Origin of the sequence: Bacillus pumilus (genome assembly GCF_024498355.1) — a bacterium.
Lineage (GTDB): Bacteria > Bacillota > Bacilli > Bacillales > Bacillaceae > Bacillus > Bacillus pumilus_P.
The window spans coordinates 1,548,620-1,564,905 of the sequence record NZ_CP101833.1; the positions used below are offsets into that span (position 1 = coordinate 1,548,620).

At 42.1% G+C, this 16,286-nt stretch carries 19 protein-coding genes; all 19 read left to right on the top strand.

The features are described from left to right. The 19 genes from NPA43_RS07765 to NPA43_RS07855 are packed head-to-tail and all read left to right on the top strand — an operon-like array spanning nt 1 to nt 16,272. Nucleotides 1–216 (top strand): swarming motility protein SwrD, encoded by a 216-nt coding sequence (locus NPA43_RS07765; protein WP_008344794.1) that lies wholly within the window; start codon nt 1–3, stop codon nt 214–216. Beyond that, complete coding sequence (fliL, locus tag NPA43_RS07770) at nt 213–641, top strand: flagellar basal body-associated protein FliL (RefSeq protein ID WP_099725858.1); 429 nt, start codon at nt 213–215, stop codon at nt 639–641. Before NPA43_RS07765 ends, fliL begins: the two co-directional genes overlap by 4 nt. A gap of 32 nt (nt 642–673) precedes the next feature. Further along, nucleotides 674–1,672: a flagellar motor switch protein FliM gene (fliM, locus tag NPA43_RS07775; protein WP_034317724.1), complete on the top strand. Its 999-nt coding sequence runs from the start codon at nt 674–676 to the stop codon at nt 1,670–1,672. Further along, on the top strand, nt 1,662–2,786 hold the full coding sequence (gene fliY, locus NPA43_RS07780) for a flagellar motor switch phosphatase FliY (protein WP_099725857.1): 1,125 nt from the start codon (nt 1,662–1,664) through the stop codon (nt 2,784–2,786). The genes fliM and fliY overlap by 11 nt, the downstream gene beginning before the upstream one ends. 27 nt (nt 2,787–2,813) lie before the next feature. Then, the gene (locus tag NPA43_RS07785; RefSeq protein ID WP_007499584.1) at nt 2,814–3,176 is read left to right on the top strand and encodes a chemotaxis protein CheY; all 363 of its coding nucleotides are present in this window, start codon (nt 2,814–2,816) and stop codon (nt 3,174–3,176) included. A gap of 18 nt (nt 3,177–3,194) precedes the next feature. After that, a complete protein-coding gene (gene fliZ / locus NPA43_RS07790) occupies nt 3,195–3,854 on the top strand; it encodes a flagella biosynthesis regulatory protein FliZ (protein ID WP_099725856.1) in 660 nt (219 codons plus the stop codon). Further along, complete coding sequence (gene fliP, locus NPA43_RS07795; protein WP_007499580.1) at nt 3,847–4,512, top strand: flagellar type III secretion system pore protein FliP; 666 nt, start codon at nt 3,847–3,849, stop codon at nt 4,510–4,512. Before fliZ ends, fliP begins: the two co-directional genes overlap by 8 nt. 16 nt (nt 4,513–4,528) lie before the next feature. Continuing rightward, nucleotides 4,529–4,798 (top strand): flagellar biosynthesis protein FliQ, encoded by a 270-nt coding sequence (fliQ, locus tag NPA43_RS07800; RefSeq protein ID WP_003211206.1) that lies wholly within the window; start codon nt 4,529–4,531, stop codon nt 4,796–4,798. 6 nt (nt 4,799–4,804) lie between these two features. After that, nucleotides 4,805–5,584, top strand: a complete 780-nt coding sequence (fliR, locus tag NPA43_RS07805) for a flagellar biosynthetic protein FliR (protein WP_099725855.1) — start codon at nt 4,805–4,807, stop codon at nt 5,582–5,584. Further along, nucleotides 5,581–6,669 carry a flagellar biosynthesis protein FlhB gene (gene flhB / locus NPA43_RS07810; protein ID WP_099725854.1) on the top strand — a complete coding sequence of 363 codons (1,089 nt, stop codon included), beginning with the start codon at nt 5,581–5,583 and terminating at the stop codon, nt 6,667–6,669. Before fliR ends, flhB begins: the two co-directional genes overlap by 4 nt. A 29-nt stretch (nt 6,670–6,698) precedes the next feature. After that, nucleotides 6,699–8,732 carry a flagellar biosynthesis protein FlhA gene (gene flhA / locus NPA43_RS07815; protein ID WP_099725853.1) on the top strand — a complete coding sequence of 678 codons (2,034 nt, stop codon included), beginning with the start codon at nt 6,699–6,701 and terminating at the stop codon, nt 8,730–8,732. Further along, nucleotides 8,732–9,847: a flagellar biosynthesis GTPase FlhF gene (gene flhF / locus NPA43_RS07820; protein WP_099725852.1), complete on the top strand. Its 1,116-nt coding sequence runs from the start codon at nt 8,732–8,734 to the stop codon at nt 9,845–9,847. The genes flhA and flhF overlap by 1 nt, the downstream gene beginning before the upstream one ends. Then, nucleotides 9,844–10,749 (top strand): MinD/ParA family protein, encoded by a 906-nt coding sequence (locus NPA43_RS07825; protein WP_230030153.1) that lies wholly within the window; start codon nt 9,844–9,846, stop codon nt 10,747–10,749. Before flhF ends, NPA43_RS07825 begins: the two co-directional genes overlap by 4 nt. Beyond that, on the top strand, nt 10,746–11,819 hold the full coding sequence (locus NPA43_RS07830; protein WP_230030154.1) for a protein-glutamate methylesterase/protein-glutamine glutaminase: 1,074 nt from the start codon (nt 10,746–10,748) through the stop codon (nt 11,817–11,819). The genes NPA43_RS07825 and NPA43_RS07830 overlap by 4 nt, the downstream gene beginning before the upstream one ends. 5 nt (nt 11,820–11,824) lie before the next feature. Continuing rightward, nucleotides 11,825–13,855: a chemotaxis protein CheA gene (locus tag NPA43_RS07835; RefSeq protein ID WP_256499561.1), complete on the top strand. Its 2,031-nt coding sequence runs from the start codon at nt 11,825–11,827 to the stop codon at nt 13,853–13,855. 24 nt (nt 13,856–13,879) lie between these two features. Further along, nucleotides 13,880–14,341: a chemotaxis protein CheW gene (locus NPA43_RS07840; protein ID WP_099725848.1), complete on the top strand. Its 462-nt coding sequence runs from the start codon at nt 13,880–13,882 to the stop codon at nt 14,339–14,341. A gap of 12 nt (nt 14,342–14,353) precedes the next feature. Next, complete coding sequence (locus tag NPA43_RS07845) at nt 14,354–14,980, top strand: chemotaxis protein CheC (protein ID WP_099725847.1); 627 nt, start codon at nt 14,354–14,356, stop codon at nt 14,978–14,980. Beyond that, nucleotides 14,980–15,480 (top strand): chemotaxis protein CheD, encoded by a 501-nt coding sequence (locus NPA43_RS07850; RefSeq protein WP_099725846.1) that lies wholly within the window; start codon nt 14,980–14,982, stop codon nt 15,478–15,480. Before NPA43_RS07845 ends, NPA43_RS07850 begins: the two co-directional genes overlap by 1 nt. Before the next feature lie 24 nt (nt 15,481–15,504). Then, nucleotides 15,505–16,272: a FliA/WhiG family RNA polymerase sigma factor gene (locus NPA43_RS07855; protein ID WP_099725845.1), complete on the top strand. Its 768-nt coding sequence runs from the start codon at nt 15,505–15,507 to the stop codon at nt 16,270–16,272. Nucleotides 16,273–16,286: the final 14 nt, after the last annotated feature.

Here is a 16,286-nt window from a genome sequence, read left to right on the forward strand (position 1 = left end):
ATGATTGAAGTGACGAGATTAAATGGCAAAGGATTTATGCTGAACGCTCTCCATATCGAGCAAATCGAAAGCTTTCCAGACACGACCATTACACTCGCCAATGGAAAGAAATTCGTTGTGAAAGAAGATGAAGAGCAGCTTCAAGAGAAAATCATTTCTTTCTACAGAAAAATCCAAGTCATTTCATTGAATCAAGGAATAGAGGAGTTTGAATGAAGAAGAAATTAGTCGTAGTAATGCTAATCATGATTATTGCCATCGTCGGAATTGGAGCTGGCATTGTTTTTCTGCTGAATGGCTCAGACGAAGCAAAAGCAGAAAAAGAGCCGACAGCAGATGAAGTCGCAAAAGCTTCTATTGAAATTCCTGAGATTATTACCAATTTAAAGTCTGAAGGAAATGCCGTCAAACTTGTACTAAATATTGAAACGGACTCTGAAAAAGCAAAAGAAGAGCTTGAAAAAAGAAGTTTTCAAGTGAAGGATGCCGTGATCGACATTTTATCAGACACGAATGCAGATGAACTTGATGGCAAAAAAGGCAGAGATCATTTTAAAACACTAGTCAAAAACAAAGTGAATCACTATTTGCAAGATGGCAAGGTGAAAGAAGTTTATATAACCTCCTTTAATCTGCAATAGAGGCGATTAATTGACACGATGGAGGTGAAGAAATGTCAGGAGAAGTGCTTTCCCAGAATGAGATCGATGCATTATTATCTGCCATATCTACAGGCGAAATGGATGCAGAAGAGCTGAAAAAAGAAGAAACGACGAAAAAAGTGAAGGTGTATGACTTTAAACGTGCTCTTCGCTTTTCAAAAGACCAGATTCGAAGTTTAACAAGGATTCACGATAACTTCGCTAGACTGCTCACCACGCACTTTTCAGCGCAGCTAAGATCATATATTCAAATTTCTGTCAGCTCGGTTGACCAAGTACCATACGAAGAATTTATTCGTTCGATTCCTAATATGACCTTATTAAACTTATTTTATGTCAGCCCGCTTGAAGGAAGAATTATGCTTGAAGTGAACCCAACAATCGGCTATGCCATGATGGACAGGCTGATGGGCGGGATTGGCATTAGTCATAATAAGACAGAATCACTTACAGAAATCGAAACAAAGATTATCTCAAACATGTTTGAGGGAGCTTTGGAAAATTACAGAGAAGCGTGGCAGTCCATAACCGACATCGAGCCAGAGATGGCAGATTTCGAGGTAAATCCCCAGTTTGTTCAAATGGTGTCACCAAACGAAACAGTTGTCGTCATTTCTCTTAATACACAAGTTGGTGAGGTGAGCGGGGTTATTAACCTATGTATTCCTCACGTTGTATTAGAGCCTATTATTCCGAAGCTGTCTGTACACTACTGGATGCAGTCTGAACGAAATGAACCGAAACAAGAAGAAACAAAGGCCATTGAAAAACGGATTATGACGGCAAAAATACCGGTAGTCGCAGAGCTTGGGCAATCGGAAATGACGGTGGAAGAGTTTTTGAATTTGGAAATTGGTGATTGTATTGCCTTGGACAAACCAGTAAATGCGCCTCTTACTGTTATGGTCGGAAATAAACCGAAATTCTTGGGACAGGCCGGCCGCGTGAATCGGAAACAGGCGATTCAAATTCTAGATCACGACATAAGAGGTGAAGAAGATGGAGAATAACGGAAGTAAATTATCACAAGATGAAATCGATGCGCTCCTTAAAGGAGGCAGCAATGACGATATAGAGCCCGATACACTCCTTTCTGCAATGGAACAAGATGCCATTGGGGAAATCGGAAATATTTCATTTGGTAGCTCTGCAACAGCACTTTCAACCCTATTAAATCAAAAAGTGGAGATTACAACTCCAACTGTCACAGTGATTCAAAAAAGCAAGCTGAATGAGGAGTTTCCTCATCCATATGTTGCGATTGAAGTGAATTATACAGAAGGCTTTAGTGCAAGTAACCTGCTTGTGATCCAGCAAACAGATGCGGCAGTCATTGCGGACTTAATGATGGGCGGAGATGGAACAAATGCTGACCCGTCTTTAAGTGAAATTCACTTAAGTGCAGTGCAAGAAGCGATGAACCAAATGATGGGTTCAGCAGCGACATCTATGTCGACAGTCTTTAATAAAAAGATTGACATTTCTCCGCCGCGCGTCGAATTACTCGATGTAAAAGAAGGAGAAGGCACAGACCGCATTCCAGCTGAAGAAATGCTTGTCAAAGTGTCCTTTAGATTAACGATAGGTGAACTCATAGACTCAAATATTATGCAGCTTTACCCTATTACGTTTGCGAAGGATTTAATCGCAGAATTAACAGTCCCGACGCAAGAAGAAGAGCCTGTTCAAGAAACTCCAGTAAGCGCACCTGAACCACATCAGGCAGCTCCGCAAGCACAGTCTGCTCCTGTGCAGCAAGCGGCACCGCCGAAAAGACAGGCGAAGCAAAAGCCAGCAGAACCTGTAAATGTGGCGCCAGTTGAATTTGAAGCGTTCAGTGAGCCTCAGCATTCAACGAGCCAGCTAGGAAATCTCGATATGCTGATGGATATTCCGCTTTCTATTACGGTGGAACTTGGTAGAACGCAGCGCAGTGTGAAAGAAGTACTTGAACTTTCAGCTGGAAGTGTCATTGAACTGGACAAACTTGCGGGTGAGCCAGTCGACATTCTGGTTAACAAACGAATCGTCGCCAAAGGGGAAGTCGTTGTGATCGATGAGAACTTTGGTGTTCGTGTGACTGATATATTAAGTCAATCAGAAAGACTTTCTAATTTAAAATAAACAAACATATAGGGAGAGAATAAGTAAATGGCTACTAAGGTATTAATCGTAGATGATGCAGCATTCATGAGAATGATGATTAAGGATATTCTTGTAAAAAACGGATTTGATGTAGTAGGAGAAGCAGAAAACGGCGCACAAGCTGTTGAAAAATATAAAGAAACATCTCCTGATCTTGTGACAATGGATATCACAATGCCAGAAATGGATGGGATCACTGCGTTAAAAGAAATTAAACAAATCGATGCTTCTGCAAAAATCATTATGTGTTCTGCGATGGGACAACAATCAATGGTTATTGACGCCATTCAAGCAGGTGCAAAAGACTTTATCGTAAAGCCATTCCAGGCAGACCGTGTACTTGAAGCAATTAATAAAACGTTAGGCTAAAAAAGGGTGTAAGACTTGTTGAAAAAACGTTTGATATGTATAGCAATGATCAGTTTTATGCTTTTCTTGACGATGCAGCCTGCTTCACTGTTCGCTGAAACGAAAGATCCTGAAAATGGTACAGTGAATGACTGGATCAAAGGTGAGAAAGAAAGCAAAAAGGATACAGAAAAGAAAACCACTGACAATCAAACGAATCCGGCAGAAGAAGTTCCCTCTTCTTCTGTCTCCATTATGGATTTTGTCAAAATGATTGGTGCCTTACTTTTTGTCATCCTGCTCATTTATGGATTGGTGAGATTTGTTGGTAAGCAAAACCGCTTACTCAAACCATTCCGCTATGTTGAAAATATTGGCGGAACTACGGTTGGCCAAAACCGTTCGGTCCAGCTTATCAAAGTGGGCAAGCGTGTACTAGTTGTCGGCGTAGCAGACTCAATCCAGCTGCTAAAAGAAATTGACGATGAACAAGAATGTGAAGCGATTGTGAAACAATATGAAGAAGCGATGGAAAGCAAGACAGATTTACCAAAAATCGTTCAAAAATTCACATCGCAGGTGAAGAAACATGACCAGACAACCACTTCTTCTTTTTCAGCCAATTTAAAGGCGCAGTTAGCCGAATTGAAAAAGACCCAATCAGAAGTCAGAAAGAAAGGCCCGAAACAAAATGAATGAGTTTATCGATTTATTTAATTCCAGCGGCGCAGGGAATATCAGCACGTCTGTCCGTCTTCTTTTACTTTTGACCGTATTTTCGGTTGCACCAGGCATTCTCATTTTAATGACGTGTTTTACACGGATTGTGATTGTCCTTTCATTCGTCAGAACATCACTTGCAACCAACTCAATGCCGCCAAACCAAGTGCTTGTTGGACTTGCTTTGTTTCTCACATTTTTTATTATGGCACCCACGTTCTCAGAAATAAATAAAGAGGCGCTTACGCCGCTTTTAAATGATGACATTACGTTAAACCAGGCGTATGAAAAAGCCGAAGTGCCAATCAAAGAGTTTATGAGTAAGCATACGAGACAGAAAGATTTGGCTTTATTTCTTAGTTACGCAAAAATGGATACACCTGAATCGATTAAAGATATCCCATTAACGGCGATGGTACCAGCTTTTGCAATTTCAGAATTAAAGACGGCATTTCAAATTGGTTTCATGATCTTTATTCCATTTTTAATTATTGACATGGTGGTCGCAAGTGTCCTGATGTCAATGGGGATGATGATGCTTCCGCCGGTTATGATATCGCTCCCTTTCAAAATATTGTTATTTGTTTTAGTCGATGGATGGTATTTGATAGTAAAATCCTTGCTGCAAAGCTTTTAGAGTAGGTGCTTAAAACATGAGTTCAGAATTTGTCATTACGATGGCTGAAAGATCAGTGTATGTTGTATTGCTTGTCAGCGGGCCGCTTCTAGCGCTCGCACTAATTGTGGGACTGATTGTCAGTGTGTTTCAGGCGACAACCCAAATTCAAGAACAGACGCTTGCGTTCATTCCTAAGATTGTTGCTGTGCTCATTGGGCTTGTTGTGTTTGGTCCGTGGATGCTTTCAACAATTGTGTCCTTCACGACAGAGCTATTCTCGAATTTAGATCGATTTGCAGGTTAAACAGCGATGTCAATCATAGAATTATTCCCTGCTTTTCTTCTCGTTTTTATTCGGATCACCGCTTTTTTTGTGACAGTACCACTTTTAGCGCATAGAACGATACCAGCTGTACACAGAGTTGGATTCTCACTGTTTTTGGCTGTCATCAGTTTTAGCACGATTAAAGAACCGCCAGCACTCGATATAGACGGTCTTTATATGATGCTTGCGGTGAAAGAAGCCATGGTCGGACTTCTTCTTGGGCTGATTGCATATATCATGGTGTCCGCTGTTCAAATTGCCGGCTCATTCATTGATTTTCAAATGGGTTTTGCGATCGCCAATGTTATTGATCCGCAAACAGGAGCGCAAACACCGCTGATGGGGCAGTTTTTTTATACGGTCACACTGCTATTGATGCTTGCAACGAATGCACATCACCTACTGCTTGATGGGATATTTTACAGCTTTCAATATATTGCAGTTGATCAGTACGCGCTGAATTTCGGCAGTGAATCCTTTGCTTCCTTTATCGCAAAGAGCTTCAACCAAATGTTCATCATTGCCTTTCAAATCTCGGCACCTGTTGTGGCAAGTTTGTTTTTAGTCGATTTGGCATTAGGGATTGTAGCACGTACGGTTCCGCAAATGAACGTATTCGTTGTCGGACTTCCTATTAAAATGGGTGTGAGTTTTATTATGATCATCATCTGTATGGGTGTCATCTTCGGAGTTGTCCAAAATACATTTGAAACGATTGTGCTCACCATGAGGAATTTCTTAGCATTGGTCGGTGGTTCGTCATGATGACAAGGCTTAGACTAGACTTACAATTTTTCGCAGGTGAAAAAACAGAAAAAGCAACGCCAAAAAAGAGACAGGATTCACGAAAAAAAGGGCAGGTTGCCAAAAGTACCGACGTCAATACAGCCATCTCATTTCTATTAATCTTTTTATCATTCTTTTTTATTGGGCCTTTTATGAAAGAGCGTATTATTGCGCTCATTGAACGTTTTTATTCAACAACAATGCTAATGAAAGTTAGCACATCTAATATTCATCAACTATTCTTGGAGTTGCTTCAAGAAACAGCACTCCTCCTCATGCCGATTCTTGGTGTTGGTATGCTGGCAGGTATCATCAGTAACTATTTACAAGTCGGGCTTCTCTTTTCGACAGAAGTGATCAAACCGAAATTAGAAAAGCTCGATCCCATCAAAGGGTTTAAACGAATATACAGTATTCGAGCCCTCGTAGAGCTATTAAAATCCATTCTGAAAATTGGTTTTGTTGGTTTTGCGACATTTATTGCACTATGGACGCACTTTGACGAAATCCTGCGGCTCCCTCTACTAACAGCGGAGGAAACCCTGCATTTCGTCGCAAATATGACCTTGATTATGGGTCTATATGCAGCATGTGCTCTTCTGATCTTAGCATGGCTTGATTACATGTATCAGAAATTTGATTATGAAAAAAACTTACGGATGTCTAAGCAAGACATCAAAGATGAGTATAAAAAATCAGAGGGTGACCCGCTCATAAAATCAAAGATTAAACAGCGCCAGCGGGAAATGGCCATGAGACGGATGATGCAGGAAGTCCCAAAAGCGGACGTCATCATTACAAACCCAACTCACTACGCAATTGCCTTGAAATATGACGAAGAAAAGATGGATGCGCCCTTTGTTGTAGCAAAGGGAACAGATATTTTGGCTATGAAAATTAGAACGATTGCGAAAGAGCACGATATCATGACCATAGAAAACCGGCCGCTAGCTCGTGCGCTATATGATCAGGTCGATATCAATCAAGCGGTGCCAGAAGAATATTTTAAGGCCATCGCAGAAATTTTAGCTTACGTATATAAAACGAAACAAAAGATTTTATGAATTTTTGGTTTTAAAAGGAGAGAACAGGCATGTCAGCAAGAGATTTATCTGTTTTATTCAGTGTTATTTTAATTGTGGCGATGCTGGTCATACCGTTTCCGCCCATTCTATTAAGTATTTTAATCATTATTAATATTTCTCTTGCGCTTATCGTGCTTCTCACCACAATGAACATGCAAGAACCACTGCAATTTTCGATTTTTCCATCATTGCTTTTGCTCTTAACGCTGTTTCGCTTAGGGCTTAACATCTCTACAACACGTTCTATTTTATCAACTGGAGATGCTGGAAAGGTTGTAGAAACGTTTGGTTCATTTGTTGTTGGAGGAAATGTACTCGTTGGTCTGGTTGTCTTCCTTATCCTGATCATCATTCAGTTTGTTGTGATCACCAAAGGGGCTGAGCGTGTATCAGAGGTTGCTGCAAGATTTACACTTGATGCGATGCCAGGTAAACAGATGAGTATTGACGCAGATTTAAATGCAGGAATGCTGACAGAAAGTGAAGCAAGAAATCGCCGTGAAAAGGTATCGAGAGAGGCAGACTTTTATGGTGCGATGGATGGTGCAAGTAAGTTCGTCAAAGGGGATGCCATCGCAGGTATTATCATCGTCATTATCAATATTATTTTTGGAATCATTATTGGGATGCTTCAACAAGGAATGTCGATTCAAGAATCAGCTTCCCACTTTACGCTATTAACGGTAGGGGACGGGATTGTTTCACAAATTCCTGCACTCCTCATTTCAACAGCGACAGGGATTGTCGTCACGAGGGCTGCTTCTAACGGAAACCTTGGGTCTGACATTACTAGTCAGCTCTTTGCATTCCCGGCTATGCTTTACGTCACAGCAGGCACGATCTTCCTTCTTGGTTTGTTTACTCCGATTGGCGTACTTTTGACAGGACCGATCGCAGGTTTTCTTGCACTCGGGGCATACATGATGTCGAAAAACAAACAGGATCAAGAAGAAATTGAAGAGGTGCTGGAGGAACAAGCTGAGGTAGAAGAGATGAAAAGTCCAGAAAGCGTCATTCATCTCCTGCAAATGGATGCCATTGAATTTGAATTTGGCTATGGTCTGATTCCGCTCGCTGATGCCAATCAGGGCGGTGACCTGTTAGATCGAATTGTGATGATCCGAAGGCAGCTTGCCCTCGAACTAGGCCTTGTCATTCCAGTTGTCCGAATTCGAGACAACATTGCACTTAACCCAAATGAATACCGGTTGAAAATTAAAGGGAACGAAGTGGCAAAAGGTGAGCTGCTGCTTGATCACTACTTAGCGATGTCCCCAACGCCTGATGATGATCCGATTGAAGGAATTGAAACGATCGAACCATCCTTTGGCTTGCCGGCAAAATGGATATCAGAAGCAGAAAAAGATCAGGCTGAAATGCTTGGCTATACGGTTGTGGATCCGGCATCTGTTGTGTCTACTCACATCACAGAGAAGATTAGACAAAACACACACGAACTGCTCGGACGCCAAGAAACGAAGCAATTAATCGATCATCTTAAAGAAAGTTATCCTGTCTTAGTGGATGAGGTGACACCAAATCCGCTAGCAGTCGGTGATATCCAAAAGGTACTGGCAAAGCTGCTGAAAGAAAAGGTCTCTATTCGAAACCTTGTGACCATTTTTGAGACGCTTGCAGACTATGGAAAATTAACGACGGATACAGATTTGTTAACGGAATATGTTAGACAGGCGCTGGCAAGACAGATTACTGCACAGTATGCAAGAGAAAATGAATCATTGAAAGTTGTGACATGCTCAGGCCGAGTTGAAAAGGTAATTGCTGACAGCGTACAGCAGACAGAGCATGGTAACTACTTATCGTTAGATCCAGAGTCCTCTGAAAGTGTGATTCAATCCGTGGCGAGAGAAATTGAACAGCTTTCGCTTCGCCAGGAAACGCCGGTTCTATTGTGCTCACCTCCTATAAGAATGTACGTCAAGCAGCTGTTAGAAAGATATTTTCCAGAATTACCGGTACTATCATATAACGAACTAGAAGCAAATGTGGAAGTACAGAGCATCGGAGTGGTGGATATCTAATGAAAATGAAAAAGATCACAGCGAATTCTATGCAGGAGGCAACGATTCAAATTAGGCAGCAGCTTGGGAAAGATGCCGTCATTTTAAATTCTAAAACCGTTGTCAAACGAAAGCTGTTCGGTTTAAAAAAACAGCAAATGGTCGAAGTGATTGCGGTGCTGGATCAAGATTTTGAAGAAAGAGCTGGTAATGGACTAAACCCACCGGCTCCTATCCCGGTGTTACCGAAAAAGGAGCCGGTTCAAAAGCAGGCGCAAGAACCAGCCTTTGCTCCTGAGGCAGTCAAAGCCATTTCCCCTCATTCTCAGCCTTTAGAATATACAAGGAACGAGCGGCATGCTGGCATTTTGCCTGATTCTCTTATGGCGGTCGATCAAAAGCTAAAGGATCAAGGTCTTGATGATGAGATTCGAGATGAGTGCTTAAAGGGTCTTTTAACGAAGGGTGCTGTCAAGGAAGATCAAATTAAAAAAGAACTTGAAAAACTGCTCACAGAGATGCTGCCAGCTCACACCTCTGATGAGCCGATGATTCGTTCGAAATATATTGTGCTGTTTGGTTCAACGGGCGCTGGCAAAACGACAACGATTGCAAAGCTGGCTGCCAAAACGGCTATTCAGCATCAAAAGAAAATCGCTTTTATTACAACGGATACGTACCGAATTGCAGCAATCGAACAACTGAAAACATATGCTGAACTGCTGAATGCGCCGCTTGAGGTTTGTTATTCAAGAGAGGATTTTGTGAAAGCGCAGCAGACCTTTAAAGATTATGATCATATTTTCATAGACACAGCAGGCCGTAACTTTAAAGAAGAAGCGTATATGAAAGAGCTGACAGACATTATTCCATTTGATGAAAGCATTCAAAGTTTCCTTGTCATGAGTGCAACGTCGAAGTATCAGGACATGAACGCCATGGTCAAACGTTTTGAACACGTTCCAGTCCATCAATTCATTTTTACGAAAGTAGATGAAACAGACACGATGGGAACGATCTTTCAAATCATTGCAGAATCTCAAATTGGGCTCGGTTTTTTAACAAATGGCCAAAATGTACCTGAGGATATTCTTGAGGGCTCTCCTCTTGAATTAACAAGGATGGTCTTACAATGATGAAGCCTGACCAAGCAGAAGGTCTAAGAAAACTTGTTCAGCAGAGTCAAACGATAACGCCGGCCCCTCTTAGCGTAAGCGGACTGGCAAAAACCATTGCAGTCATGAGCGGTAAAGGCGGGGTAGGTAAATCGAATTTGACGCTGAATATGGCACTGTCTGTCGCTAGTGCAGGTAAGCGAGTGTTAGTCATTGACCTTGATTTTGGCATGGGGAATATTGATATTTTATTAGGGAAAACATCGACTAGCTCTATATTAGATGTTCTCGTTAGGAAGAAATCCTTCCAAGCGGCTATGACAAAAGGAACTGACAATCTTTATTACATTTCTGGCGGAAGCGGACTTGAACAGCTGTTTTCTTTAGATAAAGAGCAATGGTCATTCTTTCTGGAGGAGATGGAGAGAATGATGCGTGATTTCGATTGTATATTCTTTGATATGGGTGCAGGCTTGTCAAAAGATCAACTGCCTTTTGTCTTATCGGCAGGAGAAGTGGTGGTCGTGACAACGCCAGAACCAACATCCATCATGGATGCCTACAGCGCGATTAAACACTTAACCATTCATCAGTTTGGGCAGTCAGTGCAAATCATTGTTAACCGGTGTAAAACCCCGTCAGAAGGGTCTGAAACCTACCGGAAATTAGCAGGAGTGGTCACATCATTTCTACACAGAAAGCTTGTGTTTGCTGGTGCTGTGCCTGATGATCCTGCGGTTCCTAAAGCAGTAGCGGAACAAATTCCATTTTATATCAAGCAGCCTCATTCAAGGCTGAGTAAAACAATTAAAATGCTTGCAGAAACACTTTATCATCAGCAGTTAAGAGAGGCACGGAGAGAGCAGCATACGTTTATAGATAAGTTGTCCTCTTTTTTTAAAAGGAGGAAGGTGGACTCATGATTAGAGTACTTGTAGTAGATGACTCGGCCTTTATGCGAAAGCTCATTAGTGATTTCCTAAGTGCCGAACAAGAAATTGAAGTCGTGGGAACGGCGCGAAATGGGGAAGATGCCTTAAAACGGATCAAGGAATTGAATCCAGATGTTGTCACACTAGATGTGGAAATGCCTGTTTTAAATGGAACAGAAGCATTAAAACAAATTCTGGCTGAACACGACCTTGCCGTGATTATGGTGTCAAGCCAGACAAAGCAAGGGAAGGATTTAACCATCCATTGCTTAGAGCTCGGTGCGTTTGACTTCGTGACAAAGCCTTCGGGAAGTATTTCGCTCGATTTACACAAAGTAAGAGGTCAAATTGTAGAGCGCGTACTTGCGGCAGGTCTGTCTAGGAAACGCACTGAGAAACAGGTTTCTCCTAAGCCAGTCATCAAGCCGCCAAGTCCAGTGGCTGTTCCCCGTCTGAAAGAAGTAAAAAGCGGCTCACTCCAAAAGATTATTTCAATCGGAACATCTACGGGAGGGCCAAGGGCGCTTCAACGAGTCGTCACGAAGCTGCCAAAGGACATAGAGGCGCCAATTTTGATTGTGCAGCATATGCCGGCAGGATTTACGGCATCACTTGCTACGAGGTTAGACCATTTATCACAAATTGCGATTAAAGAAGCACAAGATGGAGATATCGCTAAAAATGGAGTGGCTTACATAGCTCCTGGTGGAATGAATATGTCACTTCATGAACAAGGGGCGTCTTTAGTGATCAGGCTGTCCCCAGAAGATACTGACAGCCGGCACAAACCTTCTGTTAACTATTTATTTGAATCTATCAGCAACATAAAAGGTTACGAGAAAATTGCTGTCATTATGACAGGGATGGGTAGCGACGGCACAGAAGGTGTCAAAAAAATGGTCGCAAGCGGTCATACAAAAGTCATTGCAGAAAAAGAAGAATCATGTGTTGTTTTCGGAATGCCTAAATCAGTCATTAAAGCAGGCCTTGCACATGAAACAAGGCATGTGGATGACATCGCACATGCAATTATAAGCTCCATGAAAAAAGAGAGGGCGTGAACACGTTGGATGTAAACCAATACTTAGATATCTTTTTAGATGAAAGCAGAGAACATTTACAAGCTTGTAATGAAAAACTTCTCGAATTAGAAAAGAACCCAACCGACTTGCAGCTAGTGAATGATATTTTCAGAGCGGCTCATACATTGAAAGGCATGAGTGCAACGATGGGCTATGCTGATATGGCTCAACTGACGCATCACTTAGAAAACATGTTTGATGCCATCCGGAATGAACAAATGATTGTCACTCCTGAGTCAATGGATACGATGTTTGAAGCACTCGACCACCTTGAAGCAATGGTTCAATCGATTGCAGAAGGCGGGGACGGGAAACGTGATGTCACAGAGATTAGTAAAAAGCTAGACGTGACAGGAAGCCATGCGGAGGCAGCTTCTAGCGTTGAGACAGCTGATGCATCAGCTCCTGCCGCTAACGACTTAGACTATAATGAATTTGAACGAACAGTTCTTGATGAAGCGAGAGAACAAGGCTTTAAATGCTATGAGCTGACCGTGACATTAAGCGACGCATGCTTATTAAAAGCAGTTCGTGTCTATATGATTTTTGAAAGACTCAATGAAGCAGGCGAGGTCGTCAAAACGGTTCCGAATGCAGAACTTTTAGAATCAGAAGATTTCGAATCTGAATTCAGTATTTCTTATCTATCTAAACAGCCAATGGACGAAGTGAAGAAAATCGTGACGGCGATCTCAGAGGTTGAACATGTTGAGATCTCTGAAGTCTCTGCATTTGAAGAAACTGCCTCGGCTGAAAAACGAGAAGCAAAACCTGAACAGAAAAAAGAAGAAGTATCCGTGCCTGCTGCTAAAGCGCCAGCAAACGAAGGGCCAAAAGCAAATGGCAATAACGGTGCAGCTGCCGGCGTTACGAAAACAATTCGTGTCAACATCGATCGTCTAGATTCTCTTATGAATCTGTTTGAAGAACTTGTTATTGATAGAGGACGTTTAGAACAGATTGCAAAAGAGCTTGAAAACAACGAACTCACTGATACGGTCGAAAGAATGACACGTATATCAGGCGACCTGCAATCGATCATCCTGAACATGAGAATGGTACCTGTAGAAACTGTGTTTAACAGGTTCCCGCGTATGATTCGTCAATTGACGAAAGAGCTTAATAAGAAAATTGAACTCATCATTGAAGGCGCTGAAACAGAGCTTGATCGAACAGTGATCGACGAGATTGGAGATCCGCTCTTACACTTACTCAGAAACAGTCTAGATCACGGGATTGAATCGCCAGAAGAACGTGTGAAAAAAGGCAAGCCAGAAAAAGGAACCGTTCTATTAAAGGCTTATCATAGTGGAAACCACGTCTTCATTGAAGTAGAAGATGACGGTGGCGGGATTAACCGTAAAAAGGTGCTTGAAAAAGCACTAGAGCGCGGGGTTATTACAGAAAGAGAAGCGGAAACCATTGAAGATCATCAAATTGATTCATTGATCTTTGCAGCAGGATTCTCTACAGCTGATGAGATATCTGACATCTCAGGCCGCGGTGTAGGTCTTGACGTCGTGAAAAACAAGCTGGAATCATTAGGCGGTTCTGTAAGCATCAACTCAACAGAAGGCCAGGGCTCATTATTCTCTATCCAGCTCCCGCTCACATTGTCAATTATTTCCGTTCTTCTTGTGAAACTGGAAGAGGAAACATTTGCGATTCCGATTTCTTCTATTATTGAAACGGCTGTGATTAAGAAAAGCGACATCCTTCAAACGCATGATCGTGAAGTGATTGATTTCCGCGGATTTATCGTACCGGTCGTGTACCTGAAGAAACAATTCCACGTACCAAATGCGAATGAATTAGAGGAAGAACTGCACATCATCGTTGTTCGTAAAGGAGACAAGCTGACAGCATTTGTGGTCGATTCATTCATTGGTCAGCAAGAGGTTGTATTGAAATCACTAGGAGATTACCTGCCAAACGTGTTTGCGATCTCAGGCGCAACAATCCTAGGTGACGGTCAGGTTGCACTCATCGTTGACTGTAATGCACTGATCAAGTAAAAAACAATAGAGGAGCGGTCTGAAATGAGTACAGATATCAAAACTGGCGAAAAGATGATTGTGTTTATCGTAAACAAAAAAGAATACGCCATTTCAGTATCAGAAGTAAAGTCCATTGAAAAATGGCAGCAGCCGACAAGAATTCCTGGCGTTGCCCCTTATATATGCGGCGTCATTAATCTGCGCGGTGTGGTGACACCTGTCATCGACCTTAGGGTTAGACTTGGATCAACTGACAACGAGATTACAGATGAAACTAGAATGATTATTGTGCAAGTTGGTGACATTGAAGTCGGCTGGGTTGTTGATGAAGCAAATGATGTCATTACAGTCCATCAGGAAGAAGTAGAATCTTCTCCTGATTCAGCTGAAAAAGAAGGACAATCATGGGTGATAGGTATCATTAAGCATGATCAGCGTCTATTTAATATCATTCATGCTGGTGCTGTCCTCGACAATAGCGTTCAAGATGCACCTGTTCATTAAGGGGGATGTGAAATGAACATTTTCAGTGAAATAAAAGATGAACAGTTAGATGTATTAAGAGAGGTAGGGAATATCGGAGCAGGCCATGCAGCGTCTGCTCTTGCCAACCTATTAGATCGCAAAATAGATATGGCTGTTCCTTTTGTCAAAGTTCTCTCGTTTGAAGATTTAATGGATTTTTTTGGCGGTGCAGATCTTCCAGTTGCAAGCATTTTCCTGCGAATGGAAGGAGATTTATCCGGCTCCATCTTTTTCATTATGCCGTTTGAGCAAGCAGAGCAATTTGTAAGAGAGCTTGTACAGGATCCAGCGTTTGATATTGATACCATTCATGAACACGTGCTAGGGACGTCAGCACTTCATGAGCTAGGAAATATTTTAGCAGGCTCTTATTTATCAGCCCTTGCCGATCTAACAAAATTGAAGCTTTACCCAAGTGTTCCAGATGTCACTCTCGATATGTTCGGTGCTGTCATTAGTGAAGGGTTAATGCAGTTCAGTCCTCTCGGCGATCAGGCAATTGTGATTGATACATCCATTTTTGATGATCAAAATAAGCAAGAGCTGAAAGGAAATATGTTTCTATTACCAGACTTTGAATCGTTTGACAAACTGTTCAAAGCATTAGGTAACCTATAATGAACGTGCAGATTCCGGCAGTTGTAAAGGTTGGTATAGCGGATGTTCAGCTTGTGAAAACACCGGACCGTATTCGGACATCCGGTCTTGGTTCTTGCGTAGGTCTTGTCCTGTTTGACCAAGAGAAAAAGCTGGCAGGTCTTGTCCATGTCATGCTTCCAGACTCATCCCTTGCAAAAGGGGCGGTGGAGAACTTGGCCAAATATGCAGATACAGGTGTCAAGCATACAATTGATCTGCTCCTAAAAGAAGGAGCGCGCAAACATGCGCTAAAGGCGAAACTTGCTGGTGGCGCGGAAATGTTTAAGTTTAAGTCAACCAATGATTTGATGAGAATTGGACCTAGAAACGTATCAGCTGTTAAAGAACATCTGTCTCTTCATCATATCCCGATCATTAGTGAGGACACGGGCGGGAATAATGGACGTACGATTGAATTCGATCCGCTTACGACGGAGCTTGAGATCCGCACTGTGAAGCATGGCATTATGAAGATATAACTAAGGAAGTATAGGGGGAGAAAGATGCAATCCTTAAATTACGAAGATCAGGCGCTATGGGCTAGATGGAAAGAGTGGAAGGACCCAGCTGCTGGAGATGATCTTATGCGCCGCTATATGCCGCTCGTCACATATCATGTTGGAAGAATTTCCATCGGTCTCCCGAAGTCAGTGCATAAAGAAGACTTGATCAGTCTAGGGATGCTCGGTTTATATGATGCCCTTGAAAAATTTGACCCCGGAAGAGATCTGAAGTTTGATACATATGCATCCTTCAGAATCCGCGGAGCCATCATCGACGGTCTTCGTAAAGAGGACTGGCTGCCTCGTACATCAAGAGAAAAAACAAAAAAAGTAGAAGCGGCTATTGAAAAACTTGAACAGCGTTATTTGCGAAATGTGACAGCGACAGAGGTTGCCGAGGAACTCGGCATGAGTGAACAGGATGTTGTCACAACGATGAATGAAGGTTTCTTTGCGAATTTGCTCTCAATCGACGAGAAGCTGCATGATCAAGAAGACGGAGAAAACGTCCAAGTCATGATTCGCGACGAAAAGTCTGTGACACCTGAGGAGAAAATGCTGAAAGATGAATTAATTGAACAGCTTGCTGAAAAGATTACTGAGCTTTCGGAAAAAGAAAAGCTTGTGATCAGTCTTTTCTATAAAGAAGAACTGACATTAACGGAAATCGGTCAAGTGCTCAATTTATCCACCTCGCGCATTTCACAAATTCATTCGAAGGCATTGTTCAAGCTTAAGCATCTGCTTGATAAAGCCATTCAATCTTAAAGAGTTAGTGAGTG

Coding starts and splice junctions, on each gene's coding strand:
- fliM (WP_034317724.1), top strand. CDS start 674: ATGTCAGGAGAAGTGCTTTCCCAGAATGAGATCGATGCATTATTATCT.
- NPA43_RS07850 (WP_099725846.1), top strand. CDS start 14,980: ATGAACGTGCAGATTCCGGCAGTTGTAAAGGTTGGTATAGCGGATGTT.
- flhA (WP_099725853.1), top strand. CDS start 6,699: ATGTCAGCAAGAGATTTATCTGTTTTATTCAGTGTTATTTTAATTGTG.
- fliY (WP_099725857.1), top strand. CDS start 1,662: ATGGAGAATAACGGAAGTAAATTATCACAAGATGAAATCGATGCGCTC.
- NPA43_RS07855 (WP_099725845.1), top strand. CDS start 15,505: ATGCAATCCTTAAATTACGAAGATCAGGCGCTATGGGCTAGATGGAAA.
- NPA43_RS07765 (WP_008344794.1), top strand. CDS start 1: ATGATTGAAGTGACGAGATTAAATGGCAAAGGATTTATGCTGAACGCT.
- fliL (WP_099725858.1), top strand. CDS start 213: ATGAAGAAGAAATTAGTCGTAGTAATGCTAATCATGATTATTGCCATC.
- fliR (WP_099725855.1), top strand. CDS start 4,805: ATGTCAATCATAGAATTATTCCCTGCTTTTCTTCTCGTTTTTATTCGG.
- NPA43_RS07785 (WP_007499584.1), top strand. CDS start 2,814: ATGGCTACTAAGGTATTAATCGTAGATGATGCAGCATTCATGAGAATG.
- NPA43_RS07825 (WP_230030153.1), top strand. CDS start 9,844: ATGATGAAGCCTGACCAAGCAGAAGGTCTAAGAAAACTTGTTCAGCAG.
- NPA43_RS07830 (WP_230030154.1), top strand. CDS start 10,746: ATGATTAGAGTACTTGTAGTAGATGACTCGGCCTTTATGCGAAAGCTC.
- fliP (WP_007499580.1), top strand. CDS start 3,847: ATGAATGAGTTTATCGATTTATTTAATTCCAGCGGCGCAGGGAATATC.
- NPA43_RS07840 (WP_099725848.1), top strand. CDS start 13,880: ATGAGTACAGATATCAAAACTGGCGAAAAGATGATTGTGTTTATCGTA.
- flhF (WP_099725852.1), top strand. CDS start 8,732: ATGAAAATGAAAAAGATCACAGCGAATTCTATGCAGGAGGCAACGATT.
- fliQ (WP_003211206.1), top strand. CDS start 4,529: ATGAGTTCAGAATTTGTCATTACGATGGCTGAAAGATCAGTGTATGTT.
- flhB (WP_099725854.1), top strand. CDS start 5,581: ATGATGACAAGGCTTAGACTAGACTTACAATTTTTCGCAGGTGAAAAA.
- NPA43_RS07845 (WP_099725847.1), top strand. CDS start 14,354: ATGAACATTTTCAGTGAAATAAAAGATGAACAGTTAGATGTATTAAGA.